This is a genomic window from Streptomyces sp. NPDC006739, from assembly GCF_042869815.1.
Classification (GTDB): Bacteria; Actinomycetota; Actinomycetes; order Streptomycetales; family Streptomycetaceae; genus Streptomyces.
Genome location: NZ_JBIAGM010000012.1, coordinates 126,164 through 144,977 on the forward strand (window position 1 = coordinate 126,164; position 18,814 = coordinate 144,977).

An 18,814-nucleotide genomic window follows, 5' to 3' on the forward strand; every position below is an offset into this window, starting at 1 on the left:
TCCGGGGTCAGGCCTTGCCCGGCTGCCCGGCCAGCAGCCGGTCCGCGATCTCCTCGACGCGTTCGCGCAGGCCCTCCTGGCTCTTGCCGCCGTCGAGGCGTTCACCCCCGATGACGTACGTCGGCGTACCGGTCACCCCGATCGCCTTGCCCTCGGCCTGGTCGGCGTCGACGATCAGGATGTGCCGGCCGTCGATCAGCGCGGTGTCGAACTCCTCGGCGTCCAGCCCGATTTCCCTGGCCACGTCGACCAGGAAGGGTTCTCCCTCACGGTCCAGTTCCTCCACCCGGCCCAGCACCGCCTCCACATACGCCCAGCCCTGCCCCTGCGCCAGCGCCTCCTCGGCGGCCTGAGCGGCGGCGAACGCGTGCCGGTGCTTCTCCAGCGGGAAGTGCCGCAGCCGCAGCTCCAGCCGGTCGCCGTAGCGGGCCCGCAGGGCACGCAGGTCGTCCAGGGCAGTGCGGCAGTCGGGGCACTGGAGTTCGCACCAGATGTCGAGAACGGGCGCGTCTGCGGGGGAGGAGTCGCTCATGGCCACCAGTCTTCCAGGCCGGGAGCGAGCGACCCAATCGGAGCGTACGGCGGGCGGGGCGCACGGCGGGCGGAGGGCACGGCGCCCCCTGGCACCCAGGGAGGAGGCGACCCGGAGATGTCCCTGATGTCCGGCCGGGCCATGGCATCCCGGGGACCGGGCGGTGCACGATGGACGTGTACGAGGCGCGCCTGCCGTGCCGTAGCCGCGGCGTGTGCCGCACCCGCCCGCCCGAGCCTGCCCAGGAGGACCGGATGATCGCCGAGACAGTCTGCTCCGCCGTCTCCGCGGCCGGCCTGGGCATCGCCGTGGTCACGGCCTACCGCAGGCGCTTCCTGGCGGCGGCCCGCGTCGCCGCGTACTCGCTCGTGCCCGTGGGCCTGGTCATGACCGGAGTCGTCGGCTGGATCGCCGGCACCGCCTTCAGCCCGACGGCCTGGGCCGGATTCGGGGTGCTGGGCGTGGCCTGGTTGCTGTTCGCGACCACACGGGCCGTGGAGCGCCGACGCGGCGGCTCCCGGGCGGAACGCAGAGCCGCGAAGACCCCGGCCCGGCAGGACCCGGTGGCGCCCACGGCCTCGGCGCCCTCCCTGGGCCCGGGGGCCCGCCCCGCGGCCCGTCCCGCCGCCGCTCCGCGCGCCACCGGCTCCGCCGAGGACTTCAGCGACATCGAGGCCATCCTCAAGAAGCACGGCATATGACGGACCACGGGGTCATATAACGTCGTAGGGCCGCCCGGAATCGATCATGGATCGCCAGTAACCGGACCGGACCTCATGGAATCCGGCGAACACCCGGACATTCCGGGTGTGTTGATCGCGTACGGGGTGCAGGCTGGGCCATCATCGCCGCGAGATGCTGGACACGCCACAGAGCGAGGCCGCGCCGCCGAAGGACGAGCCGCGCGGATGCCTCTTCGCCCTTTCCCAGCCACCGCTGATGATCTTCCTTGCGGTGATCGGGTGTCTGCTCCTCATGGCGGCGCTGCACGACCTGCTGTTGCTGTGAGCCGTACACGCCCGTCCCGGCGCCACCCGCCGGGACCGGCGTCGGCACCGGGATCGGTAGATCGGTATCGGTACCGGCGAGACGCCCACGACGCGTCAGCCCGCGGCCTCCTTGCGCCGGGCCCGGTAGGCGGCCACGTGCAGCCGGTTCCCACAGGTACGGCTGTCGCAGTAGCGGCGTGAGCGATTGCGGGAGAGGTCGACGAAGGCGCGCCGGCAGTCCGGGGCCTCGCAGCGGCGCAGCCGCTCCTGCTCCCCGGCCACCACGAAGAAGGCGAGCGCCATCCCGCAGTCCGCGGCGACATGGTCGGCCACGGAGGCTCCGGGGGCGAAGTAGTGCACATGCCAGTCGTAGCCGTCGTGGTCCGTGAGCCGGGGGGTGGTGCCGGCGGCGGCGACCAACTCGTTGATCGTCGCGGCTGCGGTCCGGGCGTCCTGGGTCGCGAAGATCCCCGCGAACCGTCCGCGCACCTTGCGCATCGCCGACAGATCGAACTCCGAGAGGACCCCGACATCGCTTATCTCGTGGCTTCGTACGAAATCGGTGAGAGCCGCCACATCGGGCAGTCCGTCCGCGGCGGTGTCGTCCTCCGGCGCGGTGTTCACCAGATCCACCACGGTGTCGAGGGCGCACCGGGTGTCGTGGGTGATCAGCACGTTTCGCTCCCTGGCCTGGGGTCGGGCGGACGCCCGCCGATGCTGGCCGATGGTAGCGACAACCATGCCTGCAGCCACCCGCACCACCGGGCCCCGCGCCTGGGAGTTCGCGGGCGCGCGGGATCCCGGCGACGGCACGCGAACGCGACGCCGTCCTCGCGAACACTCACGGTGACGGCGTCGGTTCTGCCGTATGCGGTTGTCCTGGCCCGAGCCGTCTCCCCGAGTGGACGGCGCCGGGCGGCTTCGAGGGCCGCGACCTAGCTTTCCGCCAGGATGTGCGACAGCTCCTGATCGAGATCGAAGTGCCGGTGTTCCGTGCCGGGGGGCACGGCGGCATCCGTCCGCTTCAGGAAGGACTCCAGGGCCCGCGCCGGGGCCTCCAGCAGGGCCTCACCCTCCGGGGAACTCAGGGCGATGCAGACAACGCCCTGACCGTGACTGCGGGACGGCCAGACGCGCACGTCGCCGGTGCCGGTGGGCCGATGCAGCCCCTCGGCGAGGAGGTCGCGGGCGAACACCCACTCGACGGTCTCCTCGGCTCCGGTGTGGAAAGTGGCGTGCACGGCGTAGGGGTCGGCCGTGTCGTACCGCAGGCCTGCGGGGACAGGCAGGGAGGACTCGCTCGACACAACGAGGCGCAGGTGCAGCTCGCAGCTGACCGTGGTGTTCATAAGCGCCAGGGCCTTTCGCTCAGTGTGCGCTCGGGGATTCGCACGTCGGCGAAATCGACATGCCACCTACGGTGCCGTTGTAAACCCCTCTGAGTGTTTTGCGTGCCTTTAGGTAACTCTTACGGCCCAGAACCTCTTCGCGCGGTACGGCCATTGAGGTGACTGGTTCCCGTTCGGTAAAGAAGGTAAAGTTTCGCCGTATGAATACGGAGAGTAGCGAGCCGAGGGAGATCGCCGTGGCGCCGGAGGACCGCCCGGAGCAAGGGCTGGGATCGCGGGCGCCCGAGTTCGTCAAGGCGCGCCGCGCCCTCCACCTGAGCTGGCAGGTGGGCGTCTTCGTGATCGGCCTGGCGGTCGTCGTCGCCGGCATCGTCATGCTGCCGCTGCCCGGACCCGGCTGGGTCGTGATCTTCGGCGGCATGGCGATCTGGGCCACCGAGTTCGTCTGGGCGCAGCTCGTGCTCCGCTGGAGCAAGCGCAAGGTCACCGAGGCGGCCCAGCGGGCCCTCGACCCCAGGGTGCGCCGCCGCAACATCACGCTGACGGTGATCGGGCTGGCGGTCGTGGCCGTGCTCGTCGGGATCTACGTCTGGAAGTTCGGCGCCGTGGCGCCCTGGAAGGTCAAGGGCCAGTAGGCCGATGGCCGAAGCACCCCCTGACATGGGGTAATGTACTTCCTGCGCCCGGGCGATTAGCTCAGTGGGAGAGCGCTTCGTTCACACCGAAGAGGTCACTGGTTCGAACCCAGTATCGCCCACCCGGACCACGGCCCACCTGCGAGCGAGCAGGTGGGCCGTCGGCGTGTACGCGGCGGGTGATCAGGCACCTGACGGGGCGGCCTGCGGCCACTTCCGGCGGCAGGGGCGGCGTCGAGATTTCACCGACTGCTTCGCTCCGGGTGGACCGGCGGAGGGTGTCCTGGGTGTCCCCCCGTACTGCGCGGTGTGCTGGGGCGACTCCGGCGCCGCGTCACGGTTCGGGCCGTCGGCCCTTCCGCCGGAACCCGCCTGGTCGGCCCACCCCGAGCCGGAGACGCGCACCAGGCGCCCACCTGCACCCCAGGCACCCACGCGCGCCGCAGCCGCCCACGCGCGCCGCCGTCACTCACGCGCGCCGCCGTCACTCACGCGCGCCGCCGTCACTCACGCGCGCCGCCGTCACTCACGCGCGCCGCCGTCACTCACGCGCGCCGCCGGTACCCACGCGCGCCGCCGACAATCGGTGGCACCGCCGACAGCCGGTGGCGATCGAGCGGGGCGGCCCGGAGAGGCGGGGCGCTGACGCTTCGCGGGCGGGGGCCCGGCCGGCCCGGGGGCAATTTCGGTCCGGCCCCGGGTGCGCCACGCCCGCCCCCTCACGTTCGACCGACCGGCCGCAGCCCCGTCACCTGGGGTATCGCCCGCCCCGCCGGTCGGCGGCCCGTCCGCGGTCCGCCGCAGGCTCCCGCCCGTTCGTAAGAAAATCCTGTCCGAATCATTGACGCACCCCCGGCCCCTCCGTAACTTGTGCCAGCAAGCGCTTACTTGAAACGATTCATGCAGGGCGACTACGCTCCGGGGAGGGCCCAACTGTGGGGACCAGCAGGAATGTTGAGAGGCGTACGATCCTGAAGGCGGCCGGTGCGTCGGCGGCCGCGCTGGGGCTGGCCGCGACCACGGGGTGCGGCGGGGACAGCGGTTCCGGGGACGGTACGGTGACGATCCGTTACTCCTGGTGGGGCGCCGAGGAGCGGGCGAAGAAGATCAACCAGAGCATCGGGCTCTTCGAGAAGAAGTATCCGAAGATCAAGGTCAAGACCGACTTCCAGACGTATGCGTCCTTCTGGGAGAAGTTCCAGACGCAGGCCGCGGGCGGAAATCCGCCGGACGTGTTCCAGAATGCCGTCGGCTTTCTTCGGAAGTACGACAAGAGGGGGATTCTGCTCGATCTCAAGTCCCAGGTGCAGGCGGGCAATCTGAGCCTCGATCACTTCCGGGCGGGGGTCACCAAGGTCGGGGAGGTCGACGGCAAACAGCTCGGTGTTCCCGTCGGTTCCAACACCATGGCGCTGGTCGTCGACAAGAAGGTCTTCCAGAAGGCGGGCGTCGAACCGCGGCCGGGCTGGACCTGGGACGAGTACTTCAAGGCCCTGAAGACCATCCATGACAAGACGAAGGTCCCCGGGGACACCGGCTACTTCACCATCATGTACCTCTACGACCTCTACCTCCGGCAGAACGGAAAGGCATTCTTCACCAAGGACGGCCTCGGCTTCGACCAGGCCGATCTGACGGAGTGGTGGCAGGACGGCTACAACCGCGTCAAGGCCGGCATCGTCACCGACCCGAAGGTCGTCCAGCAGGACCAGCCCAAGTCCTCCCTCTCGGCCGGTCACGGCGCCGCGGAGTTCACCTGGGACAACTTCACCGTCCGCTACTCGGCGGAGGGAGACAGCACCTACGGCCTCGCCCCGATCCCCACCACGGACGGCAAGCACACCGGCCAGTACCTCGCCTCCCTGATGCTGAGCGCCTCGGCCCACACCTCGCACCCCAAGGAAGTCGCCCAGTTCATCGACTTCATGGTCCACGACCCCCAGGTCGGCACGATCATGGGCTACGACCGGGGCATCCTGGCCAGCACCGAGCAGTACCGGGCGTTCAAGCCGACGGACCCGGTGAACAAGGAGATCGCCCAGTACGAGGACGACACCGCCAAGGCCGGCGTCCTCGGCACGATCACCCCGCACCCCTCCGGTGCCGACACCATCGAGGCCGCCTTCCTGCGCATCGGCGGCGACCTCGGACAGGGCAAGACCTCGGTCACCGCCTCGGTGAAGCAGTTCTTCACCGAGGCAGAGGCCGCCTTCCAGGCCTGATGGGATCTGCCGTGACGCTCGTCAAGGACTCCGTGCCCGCCACCCGCAAGACCCGCTCCGCCGCCCCCGCCGCCGACCGGCGGCGGGGGCGCCGCCGGGAGAACCTCGCCGGCTACCTCTTCATGTCCCCGTGGATCGCGGGATTCCTGCTGCTGACCGCGGGCCCGATGGTGGCCTCGCTGTACTTCGCGTTCACCGACTACAACCTCTTCAACACCCCGAAGTGGGTCGGGTTCGACAACTTCACCAAGATGTTCCACGACCCCCGGTGGCAGAAGTCGGTCGAGGTGACCGCCAAGTACGTCGTCATCGGCACCCCGATCAAGCTCCTGCTCGCCCTCGGCGTCGCCCTGCTGCTCGCCCAGAGCCGCCGCGGACAGGCCTTCTACCGGGCCGCTTTCTACGCCCCCTCGCTGATCGGCGCGAGCGTCTCGGTCGGGTTCGTGTGGCGGTCGCTCTTCTCCGACGGCGCCATCGTCGACCGTACCCAGACCTTCCTCGGCTTCCACGTCGGCGGCTGGGTCGGCAACGCCGACTGGGTGCTGTACAGCCTGGTCGCGCTCACCGCGTGGCAGTTCGGCGCGCCCATGGTCATCTTCCTGGCCGGGCTCAAGCAGGTGCCCCGGGAGCTGTACGAGGCCGCCGAGATGGACGGCGCCGGACCGTTCCGGAGGTTCTGGAACATCACCCTGCCGATGATCTCCCCGGTGCTCTTCTTCAACGTGCTGCTGGAGACCATCCACTCCTTCCAGATCTTCGGTTCGGCGTACGTCGTCTCCAACACCTACTGCGGTCCCGCCGACGCCACCCTCGTCTACACCTGTTACCTCTACCAGCAGGGCTTCAAGAACTCCCAGATGGGCTTCGCCGCGGCGATGGCCTGGATGCTGCTGCTCGCGGTGGCCCTGGTGACGGCCGTCCTGTTCTGGTCCCAGAAGAAGTGGGTGCACTACCCGGAGGACGCCCGATGAGCGTGACCACCAGCAAGCCCCTGAGCGCGGGCGCGGGACGCGGGCGCACCGGCTCGCTCGTCTGGCACATCGGCGCGCTGCTGATCCTCGCGGTGATCCTCTACCCGGTCGTCTGGGTCATCGGGGCCTCGTTCAAGCCCAGCAAGGACATCATCAACAGCCTCCAACTGTTCCCCTCCCACCCGATCCTGTCCAACTTCAAGGGCCTCGCCGACGGCATCGCCGACATCTCGATCTGGACCTTCTTCGAGAACTCCCTCTTCTACGCCCTCGGGTCCGTCGTCGGCATCCTCATCTCCTGCTCCCTGACCGCGTACGCGTTCGCCCGGATCAGGTTCGCCGGCCGGAACCTGCTGTTCAGTCTCATGATCGGCACGCTCCTGCTGCCGTACCACGTGCTGCTCATCCCGCAGTACGTGATGTTCCAGAAGCTGCACTGGATCAACACCTACACCCCGCTGCTGATCGGCAAGTACCTCGCCACCGAGGCGTTCTTCGTCTTCCTCATGGTGCAGTTCATGCGCAACCTGCCCCGGGAGCTGGACGAGGCGGCGCGCATCGACGGCTGCGGGCATCTGCGGATCTACTGGTCCATCGTGCTGCCGCTGTGCCGGCCCGCGCTCATCACCAGCGCCATCTTCACCTTCATCAACGCCTGGAACGACTTCATGGGCCCGCTGATCTACCTCAACGAGCCCGGCAAGTACACCGTCTCCCTGGGCCTGATGATGTTCCGCGACTCCGACGGCGTGGCCGCCAACTACGGCGGGATGATCGCCATGTCGCTGGTCGCGCTGCTGCCCGTGCTGCTGTTCTTCCTCGCCTTCCAGCGGTATCTCATCGACGGCATGGCGACCTCCGGACTGAAGGGCTGAGGCGGATCTCCCATGGCCGAAGCACGTGTCAAGGCGCGCAAGGAGTCCGTGTTCGCCGAGCGGTTCGGCCTCTTCGCCGAGTGCCTGCTGACCGGCGTGTGGATCGCGGTGGCCTCGCTCGGCGTGGTCACCCACCTCGCCGCCTTCGCCGCCGGCGCCCGGCACCTGCGGCGCCGCATCGCCCATGAGGGCGGCGGACGGCGGGAGTTCGCGGCCGACTTCCGGGCCGCCCTGCGCGGCGGCTGGATCGCCGGGCTGCTCGGATGGGTCGCGGCCGGCCTGGCCTGGACGGACGTCCAGGCCGTGCGGGCCGGTCTGCCGGGCGGTCCGCTGGTCGGTGCCGCCGGACTGTTCGCGCTGATCGGCGCCGCCGTCGCCGGGATGCGCGCGGCGGCCGTCTGGACGCCGGGCGACAGCTGGCGCGCCCTGCTCGCCGAGGCCGGCCGCCGTACGGTCCTCGACCCCGCCGGATCCTTCCTGCTCGTCGGCGGAGCGGTTCTCGTCGGCTGTTCCGCCCTGCTCATCGCGCCGCTCGCGGTCCCGGTCCTCGGGGCCGTCGCGGCGGCGGCGGTCGCCGTGGAGGAGCGCCACCGCCGCCGCTGACCAGCGGCGGCCCCCACCCGGGGCGGCGCACCGGCGCCGTACCTCGCTCTGTCATGCCCCTGACCATCCCATACGTACATTCCGTACGAAAGGACAGGCCATGTCCCCCATTCCCCGCAGGTCCCTCCTCAAGGCAGCCGCGGCCGCCGGAGCCGCCGCCCAGTTCAGCTGGGCACTGGGCAGCCGGAACGCGCAGGCCGCCCCCAGAGCCGGCACCGCCGACGCGGACCCGGTGACCCTGGACTGGCTGGAGGACGGCGGGCTCGGCGCCGCGCCGGGCTCCACGGTCGGCGTGCCCTGGCCGATGGGCACCTACCAGGAGGACCAGGCCTTCGCGCTGACGGACGCCGACGGCAAGGCCGTACCCGTGCAGACCTGGCCGCTCGCCTACTGGCCCGACGGCTCCCTCAAGTGGACGGCGCACGCCGTCGGTTCGGGCTCCGGCAAGCTCACCCTCACGGCGGGCACGCCCGCGGCCCCCGACAAGAAGGTCACCGTCGACCGCAGCGGCGGCACCATCGACGTCTCCACCGGCGTCATCACCGTGCGGATCGGCAAGAACGGCTCCACGATCGTCAAGTCCGTCACCCGGGGCTCGACCGAGATCGCCAGGAACGGGCGGCTGGTCCTCGTCCGCCAGCCCGAGATCGAGGACGAGGACCAGGGCACGGTCAGGACCGAGCGCTTCGACGGCGCGATCGACTCGGTCACCGTCGAACAGGACGGCCCGGTCCGCGCCGTCGTCCGCGTCGACGGCAAGCACCGCAAGGGCGACCGCGGCTGGCTGCCGTTCTCCCTCCGCCTCTACTTCTACGCGGGCGCCGACTCCTTCCGCATGGTGCACACCATCACCTACGACGGCACCCAGGAGCCGGGCAAGGCCGCCGGCGACTTCATCCGCGGCCTCGGCGTCCGCTTCTCCGTGCCCCTGCGGGACGCCGCCTACGACCGGCACGTCCGCATCGGCGGCGAGGGCACCGGCCTGCTGCGCGAGGCCGTCCAGGGCATCACCGGCCTGCGCCGCGACCCGGGCGCGGCCGTGCAGGAGGCCCAGTACGCGGGCCAGAAGCTGCCCGATCCCTCCACCTGGGACCAGCGCGTCACCAGCCGCCTCCAGTACATCCCGCACTGGGGCGACTACACCCTCTCCCAGCTCTCCGCCGACGGCTTCACCCTGCGCAAGCGCACCAAGAAGGGCCACGGCTGGATCGCCGCCGGCGGCGGCAGGCGGGCCTCCGGCTTCGGATACGTCGGCGGCGTCAGCGGCGGTCTCTCCTTCGGTCTGCGCGACTTCTGGGAGAAGTTCCCCGCCCAGCTCGACATCCGCGGCGCGGACACCGACGAGGCCACCGTCACCCTCTGGCTCTGGTCGCCCGAGGCCCAGCCCATGGACCTGCGCTTCTACCACGACGGCATGGGCCAGGACACCTACGCCGAACAGCTCGAAGGCCTCAACATCACCTACGAGGACTACGAGCCCAAGTTCGGCACCCCCTACGGCATCGCCCGTACCTCAGAACTCCTGTTCTGGGCCAACGACGCCACGCCCAGCCCCGAGACCCTCGCCGAACAGGTCGCCGCCGTACGCGTCCTGCCGCAGCTCGCCGCCCCGCCCGGACAGCTCATCAAGGCCAAGGTCTTCGGCCCCGGCCTCTACTCCCGGCCCGACCGCTCCACGGCCGCCAAGGCGAAGATCGAGGACCACCTCGACTTCCTCTTCACCTACTACAAGGACCAGGTGGAGATGCGCCGTTGGTACGGCTACTGGGACTACGGCGACTTCATGCACACCTACGACACCGTGCGGCACCAGTGGCGCTACGACGTCGGCGGCTACGCCTGGGACAACTCCGAGCTGTCCCCGGACATCTGGCTCTGGTTCGCCTACCTCCGCTCCGGCCGCGCCGACATCTTCCGCTTCGCGGAGGCGCTGACCAGGCACACCGGCGAGGTCGACGTCTACCACATCGGCCAGTGGGCGGGACTCGGCACCCGGCACGGAGTCCAGCACTTCGGCGACAGCGCCAAACAGCAGCGCATCGCCAACACCACCTACCGCCGCTTCTACTACTTCCTCACCGCCGACGAACGCGTCGGCGACCTCATGCACGCCAACGTCGACTCCGACGAGACGTTCCTCGTCCTCGACCCCCAGCGCAAGGTGCGCACCGGTCCCTACACCCCGGACCCGCACGCCCTCTCCATCGGCTTCGGCACCGACTGGAGCGGCCTGGTGTCCGCCTGGCTGACCGAGTGGGAACGCAAGGGCCCCAAGTGGGAGAAGGCCAGGGCCCGGGTCCTGTCCACCATGGAGACCATCGCCGCCCAGCCCAACGGCTTCGTCCAGGGCAGCGGCCTGTACGACCTCGCCACCGGCAGGTTCGCCGTGGCCGACACACCGGTGGTCTCCGTCTCCCACCTCTCGGCCGTCTTCGGTCTCAACGAGCTGTGCGCCGAACTCATCCACCTGGTCGACCTGCCGAAATTCAAGGAGGCCTACCTCGACTACTGCCGCTACTTCAACGCCACCAAGGCCGAGCAGAAGGCCCGCTACGGCTCCGACTTCGGCACCCTGCTGCTCTTCCAGGGCCACTCGCGCCTGGACGCCTACGCCGCCGTACAGACCGGCGACGCGACGCTCGCCCAACGCGCCTGGACCAAGTTCTACGGCTCCGACGGCTACACCGAGTCCTCGCCGTGGAAGACCGAACCGCTGAGCGGCCCGGCCACCCTGGTCGCGGGCAGCGAGGCGAGCTGGGTGTCCAGCAACGACACCGCGCTCTACGGCCTCGCCGCCATCGAGAACCTGTCCCTGCTCGGCGACAGGATGCCGTAACCGCCGACGGCCGTGCGGGCAGACTCGGGTCATGGACTGGAACCACTACCGCTTCCTCAGTCTCTGGCCCCTGCCCGCACCGCCCGCCGCCGTGTACACCGCCCTGGAGCGGGCCGAGGACTACCCCCGCTGGTGGCCCCAGGTGCGCGCGGTCACCCGGCTCGACGACACCACCGGCGTGTTCACCTTCCGCTCGCTCCTCCCGTACGACATGACCCTCACCGCACGCGAGACGCGCCGCGACCCGGCCGCCGGGGTCCTGGAGGTCGCCATGACCGGTGACATCGACGGCTGGGCCCGCTGGACGGTCGCCGCCCGGGGGCCGGGGGCACTGGCCCGCTACGAGCAGGTCGTCGATGTCCGCAAGCCGCTGCTGAGGCGGCTGGCCGTGCCGGGACGGCCCGTCTTCCGCGCCAACCACCGGCTGATGATGCGGGCCGGACGCCGCGGCCTGGCCGCGTACCTGGAAGCGGTTTGAAGGAAAGCCGCCAAGGCCTGTATGGTTCAGTGCGTTCCCGGGCGATTAGCTCAGTGGGAGAGCGCTTCGTTCACACCGAAGAGGTCACTGGTTCGAACCCAGTATCGCCCACCGGGAAAGGCCGGTCCGCAGCAGCGGACCGGCCTTTGTCATGCCGCGGCTTCCGTCACGCGGCGGCGGGCAGCTCCGGCCGCAGCGGCCACGCCTGGTCCACCGTCTCCTCCGAGCCGCTGCGCGCGAACCAGGCCTGCAGACCGCGCGCCTGCGCCGCGTGCCAGCCCACCTGGAGCGCGTGCAGCTCGCTCGGCGTCAGCCGCTCCAGCCGGGTCGCGAAACGCCGCCCGAGCGCCCGTACGACCTCCAGCGCGGCCAGCGCGTCCGCCCCCGCGTCGTGCGCGCCGTCCAGCGCCACACCGTAGTGCGCGCACAGGTCGGTCAGCGTGCGACGGCCCTTGCGGTACCGGTCCAGATGCTTGTCCAGGACCCGGGGGTCCAGCACCCGCAGCGGCGACGACTCGAACCACCTGTCCAGCGAGGAGGCGCGGTGCCGGCGCAACTCGCGGTCCAGCAGCGTCAGATCGAACGGCGCGTTCATCACCACCAGCGGCCGGGACATCGCCGCCTGCTCCGTCAGCTCCTCGGCTATCTCGTACATCACCGGCGCCGGCCACCGACCGTGGAGCTGCAGATGCTCCTCGGTCAGCCCGTGCACCGCCGTCGCCCCCTCCGGCACCGGCACCCCCGGATTCACCAGCCAGCGAGTCACCCGGGGCCGGCTGCCCGGGGCATCCTGGACCACGACGGCGGCCGACACGATCCGGTCGGTCTCGACGTCCACGCCCGTCGTCTCCGTGTCGAAGGCGGCCAACGGCCCCTCGTACCAGCACGTCATGCGACCACAACTCCTCGTTCACCCACGGCAGCTGACGTTCCGTCTTCTGCCCGTTTGGTGATACCCGGGCCGTTTGCGCCGTACGCCGGAAGGACACAACAGGAGTACGGGTCTTTGCAGTTCAGCGGCCCGCAGCGGGGAAACTCTTGGCTTGGAAGGCTGTTGGTCATGGCGATAGCCCAGCCCGAGCGGGGCGGGCTGCTGCCCGAACGCATCGGCCCTCAGCGCGGCACTCTCGCCACCACCGCCTGCATGGAGACACTGCAGGTCGGCTATCTCCACGCGGTCGCGGCGGCGGCCGGCTGCTCGCTGTCCCAGCCGTTCCCGGACAACGGCATCGACTGGCACGTCAGCCACAGCGCGCCCGGCCACACCGTCGACGACGAGGTCACCATCAAGGTGCAGCTCAAGTGCACCTACCAGATCGCGCCCAACCCCCCGGGCCGCTTCTTCTCCTTCACGCTCGACAACGACCACCTGCGCAAACTCGCCCGCACACCCGTCTCGGTGCACAAGATCCTCGTCGTCATGCTGGTGCCCAGATCCCAGGACGACTGGCTGCGCGCCAGCCACGACCGGCTCGACCTCAGGCACTGCTGCTACTGGGTCGACCTCGCCGGCCACCCCGTCACCGGCCGGCACCGGACCACCGTGCGGATACCGACCTCGCGCATCTTCGACGACCGGGCGCTCTGCGAGATCATGACCCGGGTGGGAACGGGAGGCAGACCATGAGGCACCCGCCGTACGGCGAACCCCTGCGGGAAGCCGGGCCACACCCCGCCGGCACCCGGGCGAACCGGCCTCCCGGACCCGCCGAGGCGGACCCCGCCGACATGAACCCCGCCGCCGTGAACCCCGCCGACGTCGACCCGGCCGTGCTCAGCGCCCTGCTGCACCGGCACGGCTGGCAACGGCGCGGGGGAGCGGCCGGGCGCTACGGCCGCTGGACGCCGCCCGGACCCGGCGCCGCCACCAGCCTGCTGGTGCCCGAGAGCCGGGCCTTCCCCGACAGCGACGACCTGCTCGGCGAGGCGCTCCTCGCCCTCTCCCGCAGCCGGACCCCCTCCGCCCACGAGATCCTGGTCTGCCTGGCCGTCCCCAGCGACGAGATCCGCTGGTGGCGCGACGCCCCCGCCGGTCCCGGAGACACGGCCGCCTGGACGGTCGGGGAACAACTGCGCACGGCCGCCCGCCAGCTGCTCCTCGCCGGGGCGCTCGCCACCCGCGCGCGGGCCGGCTACCACGGCGCCCGGCACCGGCGCCCGGCCACCGCGCTGCTGGAACACGTCCTCGTCGGCCCGGCGGCCGGTGGCCGCCGGCTGACCGCCTTCGTGCCCGTGGCCACCGCCCGCCCCCTGGCCGTCCGCCTCCACCAGGCCCTCTACGCCGCCCGCGAGGCCATCGACTACCAGCGCGCCACCGGCGGCATGGACGCCTTCGACGGCGCCGTCGAGGCGGGCGTCAGCCGTGAGCTGGCCGAGGCGCTGATCACCCTCGTGCGCGGCACCGAGGGCGCCCGGATCGCCGTCGAGTGGGCACCCGCCGCCGGCATCCCCGAGGACTGCGCCGCCTGGGCCGAGCCCGTCGAGTTCTCACCGGGCGACCTGCCGGTCCTGCGCCAGGCCGGGGCCCGCTATCTGCGCGAGGAGCCGCCGCTGCCGGTGCGGATCACCGGCGTCGTGGTCCGGATGCGCCGCTCGGGCCCGCGCGGCCCCGGCGCCGTACGGCTGCGGGTGCTCACGGGCGCCGACGTGCCGCATGTGCGCGTCACCCTCGACGAGGCGGACTACGGCGTCGCAGGCCACGCCCACCTCGTGGGACTGCCGGTGTGCGTGCACGGGCGGCTGGAGAGCCGGGGCGGCTTCCGCAGGCTCACCGGCGCCTCGAACGTGGTACCCGTGCAGGTGGACGACGCCGAGCGGGACCGGCTGCTGAAGTCGCTCCAGGAGGACCTCGACTAACCGTTTCGCGGTCGACGGGGTCGGGTCGGTACGATCCGAGGTGCGCGCGCTCCTGGTATGGCGCCGCACCCACCTTCAGTCAGGAGAGACCGGTGTCAGACGTCCGTGTGATCATCCAACGCGATTCCGAGCGGGAAGAACGCGTGGTGACGACGGGCACTACGGCCGCCGACCTCTTCGCCGGCGAGCGCTCGATCATCGCCGCGCGAGTCGCCGGCGAGCTGCGGGACCTCACCCACCGGGTCGCGGACGGCGAGACCGTCGAGGGCGTCGAGATCACCTCCGAGGACGGCCTGAACATCCTGCGCCACTCCACCGCGCACGTCATGGCGCAGGCCGTGCAGGAGCTGTTCCCCGAGGCCAAGCTGGGCATCGGCCCGCCGGTCAAGGACGGCTTCTACTACGACTTCGACGTGGAGAAGCCGTTCACGCCCGAGGATCTCAAGGCCATCGAGAAGAAGATGCAGGAGATCCAGAAGCGGGGCCAGAGGTTCGCCCGCCGGGTGGTCACCGACGAGGCGGCTCGCGAGGAGCTGGCCGCCGAGCCGTACAAGCTGGAGCTGATCGGCCTCAAGGGCTCCGCCTCCAGCGACGACGGCGCGGACGTAGAGGTCGGCGCGGGCGAGCTGACCATCTACGACAACCTGGACGCCAGGACCGGCGAGCTGTGCTGGAAGGACCTGTGCCGCGGTCCCCACCTGCCCTCCACCCGGCTGATCCCGGCGTTCAAGCTGATGCGCAACGCGGCCGCCTACTGGCGGGGCAGCGAGAAGAACCCGATGCTGCAGCGCATCTACGGGACCGCCTGGCCGTCCAAGGACGAGCTGAAGGCGTACCTGGACTTCCTCGCCGAGGCCGAGAAGCGCGACCACCGCAAGCTCGGCAGCGAGCTGGACCTGTTCTCCATCCCGGAGCAGATCGGCTCCGGCCTCGCCGTCTTCCACCCCAAGGGCGGCATCATCCGCCGGGTGATGGAGGACTACTCGCGCCGCAGGCACGAGGAAGAGGGCTACGAGTTCGTCTACACCCCGCACGCCACGAAGGGGAAGCTCTTCGAGACCTCCGGGCACCTGGACTGGTACGCCGACGGCATGTACCCGCCCATGCAGCTCGACGAGGGCGTGGACTACTACCTCAAGCCCATGAACTGCCCCATGCACAACCTGATCTTCGACGCCCGGGGGCGTTCGTACCGCGAACTGCCGCTGCGGCTCTTCGAGTTCGGCACGGTGTACCGGTACGAGAAGTCGGGCGTGGTGCACGGCCTGACCCGCGCGCGGGGCTTCACCCAGGACGACGCGCACATCTACTGCACGCGTGAGCAGATGTCCGAGGAACTGGACAAGACGCTCACCTTCGTCCTCGGGCTGCTGCGCGACTACGGCCTGACCGACTTCTACCTGGAGCTGTCCACCAAGGACCCGGAGAAGTTCGTCGGCTCGGACGAGGCCTGGGAGGAGGCGACCGAGACGCTGCGCCAGGTCGCCGAGAAGCAGGGCCTGCCCCTGGTCCCCGATCCGGGCGGTGCCGCCTTCTACGGCCCGAAGATCTCCGTCCAGACCAAGGACGCCATCGGCCGTACCTGGCAGATGTCGACGATCCAGCTCGACTTTAACCTGCCGGAGCGCTTCGACCTGGAGTACACCTCCGCCGACGGCTCCAAGCAGCGCCCGGTCATGATCCACCGCGCGCTGTTCGGTTCCATCGAGCGGTTCTTCGCGGTGCTCCTCGAGCACTACGCGGGCGCGTTCCCGGCCTGGCTCGCCCCGGTCCAGGCGGTCGGTATCCCGATCGGTGACGGGCACGTCGAGTACCTGGAGAAGTTCGCCGCGGCGGCCAGGAAGAAGGGCCTGCGGGTCGAGGTGGACTCCTCCTCGGACCGTATGCAGAAGAAGATCCGCAACGCCCAGAAGCAGAAGGTGCCCTTCATGGTCATCGCGGGCGACGAGGACATGTCGAACGGTTCGGTGTCCTTCCGCTACCGCGACGGCTCGCAGGAGAACGGCATCCCGCTCGACGAGGCCATCGCCAAGATCGTGAAGGTGGTCGAGGAGCGCGCGCAGGTCTGATCCGGCGCGCACGCGAAACGGTCACCGGCCGGCCCCGGCCGGTGACCGGCTCCCGCCCGCCCCGGCGACACGCCGCGAACGGGCGAAGCCATATGCTGCTTTGCATGACGAGTGAGCCGGAGCAGCAGATCGGAGTGGGGACGCAGGACGCGTTCCAGCGCCTGTGGACGCCCCACCGGATGGCGTACATCCAGGGCGAGAACAAGCCGAGCGGTCCCGGGGCCGACGACGGCTGCCCGTTCTGCTCCCTGCCGGCGAAGTCCGACGAGGACGGCCTGATCGTCCGGCGCGGCGAGCACGTGTACGCGGTGCTCAACCTCTACCCGTACAACGGCGGCCACCTGATGACGGTGCCCTTCCGGCACGTGGCCGACTACACCGAGCTGACCGGTCCGGAGACGGCCGAGCTGGCCGAGCTGACCAAGCAGGCGATGACCGCTCTGCGTACGGCCTCCGGCGCGCACGGCTTCAACATCGGCATGAACCAGGGCGCGGTCGCCGGCGCCGGCATCGCCGCTCATCTGCACCAGCACGTCGTGCCGCGCTGGGGCGGCGACACCAACTTCATGCCGGTGGTCGGCCACACCAGGGTGCTGCCGCAGCTGCTCGCGGACACCCGGAAGATGCTGGCGGAGGCGTGGCCCGCCTGACCGCGGACGCCGGGTGCCCCGTGGAAGGGGCACCCCTCACGCGTCGTAGAGGTCGGCCTTGCGCGGGGTCGGGTCCTGCACGGCGGTGCTGAGGAACGCGGACCGGGTGCCGAACTTCTCCGTGTCCACGCCGTTGTCGGCCAGGACCCGGATCGCGGCCGAGTGCACCACCCGCAGCACCGGGGTGGCCGCGCGCAGGGCGTCGTCGGCCATGAAGCGGTGGCGCCAGGGCTTGTCGGCCCAGACGTGCCGCAGACCGAACGGCTCGGGCAGGGCGAGTGAGCCACCGAGCCAGTTCAGGGCCGGCGGATACCAGGTCAGCGGGGCCCGTGCGGCGAGCCGTACCACCTCGTCGGTGGTGACCAGCGGCAGCTTGACCGTGCGGGTCTCCCAGGGCTTGAAGGACTTGGCGACCTCCTTGGTGGGGGCCTCCGGCTTCGAGGTGAACAGGGAGTCCACCGGGCCCAGGGCGTGGCCGGTCACCTCGATGCGCAGCGTCTCGTGCAGCACGGTGACCGTGATCAGCATCGTGATGATCAGCTGTCCGTCCCACAGCGTCCACTGCACACCCAGGTAGTGCCGGTCGCCGCTGCCGAACTGCTGCTTGTTGCAGATGTCCTGTATCGCGTGCGACTTGACCTGGTAGGCCTCGACGTCGGTGCCCTCCGGCCGGGCGACAGCGGCGGCGTTCTCCCCGATCGGCGTGACGATCCAGTGCCGTATCGAGGGCTTGGTGAAGCCGCCGGTGTTCAGCGGGCCGCGTTCGAGCATGCGCAGCTGGTCGTGGATGGACCGGATGACGTCCCAGCTGCGGAAGGGGTGGATCTCCCGGGTGGGGTCGGCGGGCACCAGGTCCTCGGCGAGCTGCCAGGCACCCCAGCGGGTGCCCATGCCGAGTATGCCCTTGGGGCCGGCGTAAAAGACGGAGTTGGACTGCTGTTCGGCGCTGAGCTTGGCGAGCGACTGGCGCAGCTGCTCGGCGGCGGTCTCGCCGGGACTTCGCGGCACGGTCTCGGGGACCTTGGCGCCGACGCTGCTGCCACCGGCCAGCCCGTCCCAGCGGGCCCGCAGGTCGTTCGCGGTGTTCTCGCAGATCCGCCTGGCCCAGAACCAGCCGAGGACGGGGGCGACGACGGCCCCGCGCGCGTACCACCCCCAGAACCCGGAGAACGGCATCTTCAGGAAGAAGATCACGGCGAGGGCGCCGACTCCGACGAGCAGGGCGGTGGCGAGGGCTCCGGCCCGCTGGCTGTCCCGTCGGACGACGAGGGTGCGCAGCTGGAAGACGAGCAGCCAGACGACGAGTCCGGGCAGGAACAGCAGGCCGCACAGCACCATGACCATGCTCAGCCGGTTGTCGCGCTCGCGGCGGATGTTGTTGGCGGCCAGGCAGTGCTCGACCACCACCTGCGGGTCCATGCCGAAGGACTGGATGAGCGGCTTGCGGCCGGGACCGAGCATGCGGTCGACGACGGCGCGGGAGAACGCCTCGCCGAGGTTCGGCTTGAGGAGGGATATCCGGCCCGGCTTGACGGTGGACTTGTGCCACTCGGTGTCGGCCTTCGTGATGTCCTCGAACACGTTGTCCCGATAGGCCGCCGAGGCCAGCGCGAAGGTCGCCGCCTGACTCCCGTCGCCCGAGATGGGCACCTGTGGCCCGTCCCACTCGGTTCCAACCGACATACCCGCCCCCGATCGCCGCCGGTGTCGCTCCTGCGGCCTTCCCGACTTCCAGGCTCCGCACACCTG

The 18,814-nt window shown here is 70.4% G+C and carries 18 protein-coding genes and 2 tRNA genes; 15 read left to right on the top strand and 5 right to left on the bottom strand.

Features of this window, described 5'->3' with window-relative positions; genetic code table 11:
- Positions 1-7: 7 nt before the first annotated feature.
- Complete coding sequence (locus ACFYMM_RS23980) at positions 8-532, bottom strand: DsbA family protein (protein ID WP_388389798.1); 525 nt, start codon at positions 530-532, stop codon at positions 8-10.
- Between the two features lie 254 nt (positions 533-786).
- Here ACFYMM_RS23980 and ACFYMM_RS23985 point away from each other — a divergent pair, with 254 nt between their 5' ends.
- Entirely contained in the window at positions 787-1,233 is a 447-nt protein-coding gene (locus tag ACFYMM_RS23985; protein WP_388389800.1) for a hypothetical protein, read from the top strand.
- A 154-nt stretch (positions 1,234-1,387) separates the two neighbouring features.
- Positions 1,388-1,540 carry a hypothetical protein gene (locus ACFYMM_RS23990; protein WP_190046070.1) on the top strand — a complete coding sequence of 51 codons (153 nt, stop codon included), beginning with the start codon at positions 1,388-1,390 and terminating at the stop codon, positions 1,538-1,540.
- 95 nt (positions 1,541-1,635) lie between these two features.
- Here ACFYMM_RS23990 and ACFYMM_RS23995 read toward each other — a convergent pair whose 3' ends face one another.
- A complete protein-coding gene (locus tag ACFYMM_RS23995) occupies positions 1,636-2,196 on the bottom strand; it encodes a CGNR zinc finger domain-containing protein (protein WP_388389802.1) in 561 nt (186 codons plus the stop codon).
- A 260-nt stretch (positions 2,197-2,456) separates the two neighbouring features.
- Entirely contained in the window at positions 2,457-2,870 is a 414-nt protein-coding gene (locus tag ACFYMM_RS24000) for an SsgA family sporulation/cell division regulator (RefSeq protein ID WP_004002642.1), read from the bottom strand.
- A 200-nt stretch (positions 2,871-3,070) separates the two neighbouring features.
- On the opposite strand from ACFYMM_RS24000, the gene ACFYMM_RS24005 reads away from it, so the two are divergent.
- The 9 genes from ACFYMM_RS24005 to ACFYMM_RS24045 all read left to right on the top strand — a co-directional run bounded on the left by ACFYMM_RS24005 (position 3,071) and on the right by ACFYMM_RS24045 (position 11,601).
- Positions 3,071-3,505, top strand: a complete 435-nt coding sequence (locus tag ACFYMM_RS24005) for a TIGR02611 family protein (protein WP_388389803.1) — start codon at positions 3,071-3,073, stop codon at positions 3,503-3,505.
- A gap of 50 nt (positions 3,506-3,555) precedes the next feature.
- Positions 3,556-3,627, top strand: a tRNA-Val gene (locus ACFYMM_RS24010).
- An 813-nt stretch (positions 3,628-4,440) separates the two neighbouring features.
- On the top strand, positions 4,441-5,727 hold the full coding sequence (locus tag ACFYMM_RS24015) for an ABC transporter substrate-binding protein (protein WP_388389805.1): 1,287 nt from the start codon (positions 4,441-4,443) through the stop codon (positions 5,725-5,727).
- Positions 5,727-6,698, top strand: a complete 972-nt coding sequence (locus ACFYMM_RS24020; protein WP_388389807.1) for a carbohydrate ABC transporter permease — start codon at positions 5,727-5,729, stop codon at positions 6,696-6,698. The genes ACFYMM_RS24015 and ACFYMM_RS24020 overlap by 1 nt, the downstream gene beginning before the upstream one ends.
- A complete protein-coding gene (locus ACFYMM_RS24025; RefSeq protein ID WP_388389809.1) occupies positions 6,695-7,573 on the top strand; it encodes a carbohydrate ABC transporter permease in 879 nt (292 codons plus the stop codon). Before ACFYMM_RS24020 ends, ACFYMM_RS24025 begins: the two co-directional genes overlap by 4 nt.
- Positions 7,574-7,585: 12 nt before the next feature.
- Positions 7,586-8,176, top strand: coding sequence for a hypothetical protein (locus ACFYMM_RS24030; RefSeq protein WP_388389812.1), 591 nt, complete (start codon positions 7,586-7,588; stop codon positions 8,174-8,176).
- A 100-nt stretch (positions 8,177-8,276) separates the two neighbouring features.
- Positions 8,277-11,012, top strand: coding sequence for a Tat pathway signal sequence domain protein (locus ACFYMM_RS24035; RefSeq protein WP_388389814.1), 2,736 nt, complete (start codon positions 8,277-8,279; stop codon positions 11,010-11,012).
- Positions 11,013-11,043: 31 nt separating this feature from the next.
- Positions 11,044-11,490 carry an SRPBCC family protein gene (locus ACFYMM_RS24040; RefSeq protein WP_388389816.1) on the top strand — a complete coding sequence of 149 codons (447 nt, stop codon included), beginning with the start codon at positions 11,044-11,046 and terminating at the stop codon, positions 11,488-11,490.
- A gap of 39 nt (positions 11,491-11,529) precedes the next feature.
- Positions 11,530-11,601, top strand: a tRNA-Val gene (locus ACFYMM_RS24045).
- A gap of 55 nt (positions 11,602-11,656) precedes the next feature.
- Here the strand turns inward: ACFYMM_RS24045 and ACFYMM_RS24050 are convergent.
- Positions 11,657-12,382: a 3'-5' exonuclease gene (locus tag ACFYMM_RS24050; RefSeq protein WP_388389818.1), complete on the bottom strand. Its 726-nt coding sequence runs from the start codon at positions 12,380-12,382 to the stop codon at positions 11,657-11,659.
- A 168-nt stretch (positions 12,383-12,550) separates the two neighbouring features.
- Between ACFYMM_RS24050 and ACFYMM_RS24055 the strand changes: the two genes are divergently transcribed.
- From ACFYMM_RS24055 to ACFYMM_RS24070, 4 genes are all read left to right on the top strand, one after another.
- Entirely contained in the window at positions 12,551-13,117 is a 567-nt protein-coding gene (locus ACFYMM_RS24055; protein ID WP_388389820.1) for a DUF4365 domain-containing protein, read from the top strand.
- A complete protein-coding gene (locus ACFYMM_RS24060; RefSeq protein ID WP_388389822.1) occupies positions 13,114-14,346 on the top strand; it encodes a hypothetical protein in 1,233 nt (410 codons plus the stop codon). Before ACFYMM_RS24055 ends, ACFYMM_RS24060 begins: the two co-directional genes overlap by 4 nt.
- A gap of 92 nt (positions 14,347-14,438) precedes the next feature.
- On the top strand, positions 14,439-16,415 hold the full coding sequence (gene thrS, locus ACFYMM_RS24065; RefSeq protein ID WP_388389824.1) for a threonine--tRNA ligase: 1,977 nt from the start codon (positions 14,439-14,441) through the stop codon (positions 16,413-16,415).
- Positions 16,416-16,507: 92 nt separating this feature from the next.
- Positions 16,508-17,065, top strand: a complete 558-nt coding sequence (locus ACFYMM_RS24070) for an HIT family protein (protein WP_388389826.1) — start codon at positions 16,508-16,510, stop codon at positions 17,063-17,065.
- Between the two features lie 36 nt (positions 17,066-17,101).
- Here ACFYMM_RS24070 and ACFYMM_RS24075 read toward each other — a convergent pair whose 3' ends face one another.
- Positions 17,102-18,748: a hypothetical protein gene (locus ACFYMM_RS24075; RefSeq protein WP_388389828.1), complete on the bottom strand. Its 1,647-nt coding sequence runs from the start codon at positions 18,746-18,748 to the stop codon at positions 17,102-17,104.
- Positions 18,749-18,814 lie beyond the last annotated feature (66 nt).

Excerpts from the sequence above, each read along its gene's own strand:
- ACFYMM_RS23980 (WP_388389798.1), bottom strand. The coding sequence starts at position 532 with ATGAGCGACTCCTCCCCCGCAGACGCGCCCGTTCTCGACATCTGGTGC.
- ACFYMM_RS23985 (WP_388389800.1), top strand. The coding sequence starts at position 787 with ATGATCGCCGAGACAGTCTGCTCCGCCGTCTCCGCGGCCGGCCTGGGC.
- ACFYMM_RS23990 (WP_190046070.1), top strand. The coding sequence starts at position 1,388 with ATGCTGGACACGCCACAGAGCGAGGCCGCGCCGCCGAAGGACGAGCCG.
- ACFYMM_RS24000 (WP_004002642.1), bottom strand. The coding sequence starts at position 2,870 with ATGAACACCACGGTCAGCTGCGAGCTGCACCTGCGCCTCGTTGTGTCG.
- ACFYMM_RS24005 (WP_388389803.1), top strand. The coding sequence starts at position 3,071 with ATGAATACGGAGAGTAGCGAGCCGAGGGAGATCGCCGTGGCGCCGGAG.
- ACFYMM_RS24020 (WP_388389807.1), top strand. The coding sequence starts at position 5,727 with ATGGGATCTGCCGTGACGCTCGTCAAGGACTCCGTGCCCGCCACCCGC.
- ACFYMM_RS24025 (WP_388389809.1), top strand. The coding sequence starts at position 6,695 with ATGAGCGTGACCACCAGCAAGCCCCTGAGCGCGGGCGCGGGACGCGGG.
- ACFYMM_RS24030 (WP_388389812.1), top strand. The coding sequence starts at position 7,586 with ATGGCCGAAGCACGTGTCAAGGCGCGCAAGGAGTCCGTGTTCGCCGAG.
- ACFYMM_RS24035 (WP_388389814.1), top strand. The coding sequence starts at position 8,277 with ATGTCCCCCATTCCCCGCAGGTCCCTCCTCAAGGCAGCCGCGGCCGCC.
- ACFYMM_RS24040 (WP_388389816.1), top strand. The coding sequence starts at position 11,044 with ATGGACTGGAACCACTACCGCTTCCTCAGTCTCTGGCCCCTGCCCGCA.
- ACFYMM_RS24050 (WP_388389818.1), bottom strand. The coding sequence starts at position 12,382 with ATGACGTGCTGGTACGAGGGGCCGTTGGCCGCCTTCGACACGGAGACG.
- ACFYMM_RS24055 (WP_388389820.1), top strand. The coding sequence starts at position 12,551 with ATGGCGATAGCCCAGCCCGAGCGGGGCGGGCTGCTGCCCGAACGCATC.
- ACFYMM_RS24060 (WP_388389822.1), top strand. The coding sequence starts at position 13,114 with ATGAGGCACCCGCCGTACGGCGAACCCCTGCGGGAAGCCGGGCCACAC.
- ACFYMM_RS24070 (WP_388389826.1), top strand. The coding sequence starts at position 16,508 with ATGCTGCTTTGCATGACGAGTGAGCCGGAGCAGCAGATCGGAGTGGGG.
- ACFYMM_RS24075 (WP_388389828.1), bottom strand. The coding sequence starts at position 18,748 with ATGTCGGTTGGAACCGAGTGGGACGGGCCACAGGTGCCCATCTCGGGC.